Annotated in this window: 3 protein-coding genes; 1 reads left to right on the top strand and 2 read right to left on the bottom strand. The window is 66.0% G+C overall.

The window, feature by feature from the left end; all coding sequences use genetic code 11:
- Nucleotides 1-1,267, top strand: a 1,267-nt coding sequence (locus AC1DYI_RS25055) for a DUF4832 domain-containing protein (protein WP_477206849.1), incomplete at its 5' end; no start/stop codon positions are given.
- A 33-nt stretch (nt 1,268-1,300) separates the two neighbouring features.
- Here the strand turns inward: AC1DYI_RS25055 and AC1DYI_RS25050 are convergent.
- Both AC1DYI_RS25050 and AC1DYI_RS25045 read right to left on the bottom strand, forming a co-directional pair.
- The gene (locus AC1DYI_RS25050) at nt 1,301-2,836 is read right to left on the bottom strand and encodes a methyl-accepting chemotaxis protein (RefSeq protein WP_477206848.1); all 1,536 of its coding nucleotides are present in this window, start codon (nt 2,834-2,836) and stop codon (nt 1,301-1,303) included.
- A 165-nt stretch (nt 2,837-3,001) separates the two neighbouring features.
- Nucleotides 3,002-5,539 (bottom strand): PAS-domain containing protein (locus AC1DYI_RS25045; RefSeq protein ID WP_477206847.1); only part of this gene is annotated, 2,538 nt, incomplete at its 5' end.

Here is a 5,539-nt window from a genome sequence, read left to right as displayed (position 1 = left end):
GCCCAACCCGGACCGTGGCTTCTACAGCTGGGTGAGCAGCGACCTCATCACCGAGCTCGACATCGGCAGCGTGCGCTCGGCCTATTCGCGTGGGCAGCGCCTGGTCCATGCGCCGGTCTTGCTCGCGGCCTACCGGACCAGCGACATCCCATCGTCAGTTTTGAACACGCTGGGTGCCCGCTTGGAGGCGATCCGCGCCGAAGGCATGAAGGCCGAGCTGCTCTTCGCCTACGACTTCACCGCAGGCGGCAACGACGCGACCGCCCATCAGATCGCGCGCCACCTGGCGCAGCTGAAGCCGGTGCTCGCCGCGCATGCCGAAGCCATCCCCTACATGCGTGCCGGTTTCATCGGCGCCTGGGGCGAATGGCATTCGTCCAAGTCGGGCAACTCCTGCGGCTACCACTCCGGCGACACCTCGTGCGACACGGCCGATGCCAATCGCCTGATCGTGCGCGACGCGCTGCTGGCCAACGTGCCGGCCACCACGCAGGTCGACTTCCGCTATCCCGGTGACCTGGAGCTCTGGTACCCCGACGCGAAAGCGCCGGCGCAGGTGGGCTTTCACAACGACTGCTTTCTGGCCGGCCCGACCGACACGGGCACCTACCCGACGCCGGAACTGCGCACCTACATCCAGAAGCTGACGATCAAGGGCTCGTCCGGTGGTGAAACCTGCCAGGGCGCGGACGAGCCTTTGCGCAAGTCCTGCGCTGACATCCTGGCGGAAGGTCCGCAATACCACCTGGCCTGGCTGAATGCCGACTACGCGCCGCAGGTGCTCGACAACTGGAAGGCCGAAGGCTGCTATCCCACGGTGTCGGGGCAGATGGGCTACCGCATCCAGCTCGACAAGGTCACGCATCCAGCCAAGGTCGAGCGCGGCAACAGCATGGTGGTTCAAGTCGACCTGCGCAACGTTGGCTGGTCGCGCATGTTCGTCGATCGGTCCTTGGAGGTGCGCCTGAAGCACCGGACCAGCGGGGCCATCATCAAGGCCAGCAATGGCAAGCTGAGCAAGCTGCCGGCGCAAGGTCCGGTGTCGTCCCGCATTGGCGTCACGGTGACCGTGCCCAGCGACGCCGCGGCCGGCGCCTACGACGTGTTGCTCGCCGCGCCCGACGCCTTCGCGAAGAACCGCGGTGATGTGCGCTTCGCCGTCCGCTTCGCCAACGCTGACCGCGTCTCCGCCGGTCAGCAGTGGAAGGCCTCGGACGCCACCTTCAGCACCGGGACCAGTGTGAAGGTCGTCAAGCCGGCGATTTAGGCGTCATTGAGCGCGCCGCGATAGCCGACGGGTTCAAGCCAACCGGAACGCCGCCACCACCTCGTTCATCTTCGCGGCTTGTTGCTTCAGGCTCTCGGCTGCCGCAGCACTTTCTTCGACCAGCGCGGCGTTCTGCTGGGTGACCTGGTCCAGTTGGGCGATCGCATCGCCGACCTGGCCGATGCCCTGGCTTTGCTCGTGGCTGGCGGCGCTGATCTCGGCGATCAGGTCGGTCACGCGGCGGACCTGGGTCACGATGTCGTTCATCGTGCGGCCGGCATCGCCGGCCAACTGGCTGCCGGCCTCGACCTTGCCGACGCTGTCGCCGATCAGGGACTTGATCTCCTTGGCGGCCTGGGCGCTGCGCTGGGCCAGCGARCGCACYTCRCCGGCCACCACCGCGAAGCCGCGGCCTTGTTCGCCGGCGCGAGCGGCTTCCACGGCCGCATTCAGCGCCAGGATGTTCGTCTGGAAGGCGATGCCGTCGATCACGCCGATGATGTCGGCTATGCGGCGCGACGCTTCGGTGATCTGCTCCATCGTCGCGACCACCTGACCAACCACCTGACCGCCTTGTGCGGCCACATCCGATGCGCTGGACGCCAGCTGGTTGGCGGCGCGGGCCGTGTCGGCGTTGTTCTTGACCGTGGCGGTCAGCTGCTCCATCGAGGCGGCCGTCTCTTCCAGGTTGCTGGCCTGCTCTTCGGTGCGTTGGCTCAGGTCGGCATTGCCGTTGGCGATCTGCGCCGAGCCGGTGGCGATCGAGTCCGAGCTCGAGCGAACTTGGCCGACGATGGCGACCAGGCCCTCGTTCATCCGCTTCAGCGCGGCCAGCAACTGGCCGGTTTCGTCGCGAGAGCGCACGTCGATGTGCTGGCTCAGATCACCGCTGGCGACCGCCTCGGCCACCTTCACCGCCTGGGCCAGTGGGTTGACGATCGAACGGATCAGGCCCCAGGCCAAAAAGCCGGCACCCAGCACGACGATCGCCGAGATGATCACATTGCGCCAAAGCACGACGCTGGCCTCGACCTCGCTGGCTTCGTATTCGCGCTTCGCCACTTCGAGCTGCACCAGCACTAGCGAGTTGACCACGTCGCCGATCGGGTCGATCGCCGGGTACATCTCTTTGGCCGCATAGGCGCGCAGTGCGTCGGCGTCGCCGGCCTTCATCAGGCCCAACAACTTTTCAGCCGCCTGGTCCGCCTGCTTCATCAGCGGCGTCGCCTTCGCAATCAAGGCTTGTTCCTGATCGTTCAGCTCGGTGGCGAGGTAGGCCTTCCAGTTGCTGTCGATCTGCTGCCGGGCTTCGGTCACGGCCTTGATGCCGGCCTCGCCGGTGAAGGCGCCATCGCGCACCTTGTGGGCCGCATCGACCATGCCGATCGCATAGCCGTCGGCCACCATCTTCAGCTGCTCCAGCGGCACCACGCGGTCCTTGTACAGGTCGCGCAAGGTGTCTTCTGCTTGGCGCATGTGGTGCACCGTGCTGTAAGACGACAGGACCAGCAGCGCCAGCAGAGCGCCGACCAACAGGCCCAGACGGGCTTTGATGCTGAATTGAGTCATGGGGACCGTACTCCTGGCTGTGCCGAACCAGCGTTGGCTCGGGCAGCAGTTTGAGCGGCAAATTACGAGCCCAAAGGCAGAAAACCGGCCTGCTTGGCGGCCAGTTCGATGCTGCAGCGACCCCGAAGGGGCATGAAACCGTTTGCGTAGCCGGCGGCTACGCCGTCACGGTGACGCTGTCGCGGCCAATCCCAGGGGTTGCCGTGGCGAACACACCGTGGCCGGCTTGCCCGGCACCGTGTGGCGTTGCAGCAGTGGCGCCACCTGCTCGGGCGGCACCGGGCGGCTGAAGTAGTAGCCCTGGATCTCGTCGCAGGCGATCTCACGCAGCACGTCACGCTGCTCGGCCGTTTCCACGCCCTCGGCCACGACAGTCAGGTTGAGCGTCTTGCCCATCGCGATGATCGCTTCGGTGATCGTCCGGTCGGCAGGGTCGGTGGTGATGTCGCGGATGAACGAACGGTCGATCTTGATCACGTCGACCGGAAAGCGCTTGAGGTGCGCGAGCGAGGAGTAGCCGGTGCCGAAATCATCGATCGAGATGCGAACGCCCATCCGCTTGATGGCCCGCAGCAGCTGCGCCATGCGCTCGATGTCGTGCATCACCATGCCTTCGGTGATCTCCAGTTCCAGCAGGCGCGGGTCCATCCCGGCGCTGCGCAGCGCCTCGGTGATGTCGTCCAGCAGACCGTCGTGCATCAGCTGCCGTACCGACAAGTTGACCGACACACCGATTGGTGCAAAACCCTGGCGCTGCCAGGCCATGTTCTGAATACAGGCCTGCTGCAGCACCCACTTGCCGATGGGCACGATGAGCCCACACTGCTCGGCCACCGGAATGAACTGCGTCGGGCCGACGAGCCCGAGTTCGGGGCTGTTCCAGCGCAGCAGGGCCTCGACGCCCGTGATCTCGTTGGTGTTCAGGTCGACCTTGGCCTGGTAGTGCAACGCGAGTTCCTGGCGCGGTAGTGCGTTGCGCAGATGCAGCTCCAGCGCCATGCGCTCGAGCGACTGCGCGGTGACCGCGCTCGAATGGAACTGGAAGTTGTTCTTGCCCCGGTCCTTGGCCGCATACATGGCGATGTCGGCGTTCTTCATCAGCGTGCGCTCGTCCTGCGCATCGTCCGGGTACAGGCAGATGCCGATGCTCGCCGTCACCCGGCAATGCAGGCCATGAACCTCCACCGGTTCGACCACCGACGAAAGAATCTTGGTGGCCACTGCCGCCACGTCTTCGCTTCGGTACAGGTCCTGCAGCAACACGACGAACTCGTCGCCGCCCAGCCGGGCCACCACGTCCGCGCTGCGCAGGCAAGACTTCAAGCGCAGCGCGATGGCCTCCAGCAACTGGTCGCCGACCGCGTGGCCCAGCGTGTCGTTGATGGATTTGAACTGGTCCAGGTCGATGAACAGCAGCGCGAACTTCCGCCCGTGGCGCTGCGCCGTCTGGATCGCCAGCTGCAACAGCTCGCCGAACCAGACCCGGTTCGGCAACCCCGTCAGCTCGTCATGCGTCGCCAGGTAGCGGATGCGCTCTTCAGCGCCACGCTGCTGGGTGATGTCGCGCCCCACGCCGCGGTAGCCGGCCAGGCTGCCGTCGCGCGCCCGGATGGGGGTGCCGCTCACGCGCACATAGGTGGCCGGGCCGTCGAACGGGACGCGTCGCATCACCACGTCGCGAAACGGTTTCTGCTCGGTCAGAAGCTGGCGGTGGGCATCCCAGCCTTCTTCGATTTCGTAGCCGAGTTCCCACCAGGTCTTGCCCAGTTCGGCATCGAAGGCGTTGTCGCCGCCGCTGGCGTGCCGCCCCTCGAGCCGGGTGAAGCGCTGGTGCAGGTCCTGCTCCCAGAACCAGTCGGACGACAGCTCGGTCAGGCTGCGAAAGCGCGCCTCGCTTTCACGCATCGCGCGCTCGGCCTGCGCGCGCTGGGTGACGTCGGTGTAGATCGTCACGAACCCGCCTTCGCGCATCGGCATGCCGCGGATCTCGAGCACCGTGCCGTCGGGCCGCTCACGTTCGAAGCAATGCGGCTCGAACTTGCTCGCCATCGCGACGCGCGCGCGCACCTGGTCTTCTGCGTCGCCAAGCCCGTAATCGCCACGCTCGGCGTTGTAGCGGATGAAGGACTCGAACGGCGTGTTCGGCTGGCACAGCGATTCGGGGAAGTCCAGCAGCTCGCGAAAGCGCCGGTTCGTGCCGAGCATCGTCAGGTCCTTGTCGGCGATGCTGATGCCCTGGTCCATCGTCTCGAAAGTCTTCTCGAGCAACAGGTTGGACTGGCGCAATGCGCGTTCGGCCCGGGCGCGCTGGGTGATGTCGGCATAGATCGTGACGAAGCCGCCGCCTGGCAGCGGGCGACCGCGCACCTCGAGGATGGTGCCATCGGGGCGTTCACGCTCGAACTGGTGGGCTTGGAACTTGCGCGCCATCTCGACCCGCTCGTGCACCTGCTGCTCGACGTCGCCGGGCCCGTAGTCGCCACGTTCGACGTTGAAGCGCACGAAGGCCTCGAAGGGCGTCCCGGCGACATAGAGCGCGTCGGGAAACGTCAGCAGCTCGCGAAAGCGCCGGTTGACAGTCACCAGCCGCAGGTCGGCGTCGAAGACGCTGACGCCTTCCTCCATCGTCTCGAACATGCTGTCGAGAATGCTCTGGTGGTCGAACGCCGGCTTGCTCATGTTGTCTTCGGCGTTGTCCTGGGG

This window comes from Ideonella sp. P3_A4 (genome assembly GCF_056403075.1).
This window is presented reverse-complemented; position numbering and strand designations above follow the sequence as displayed.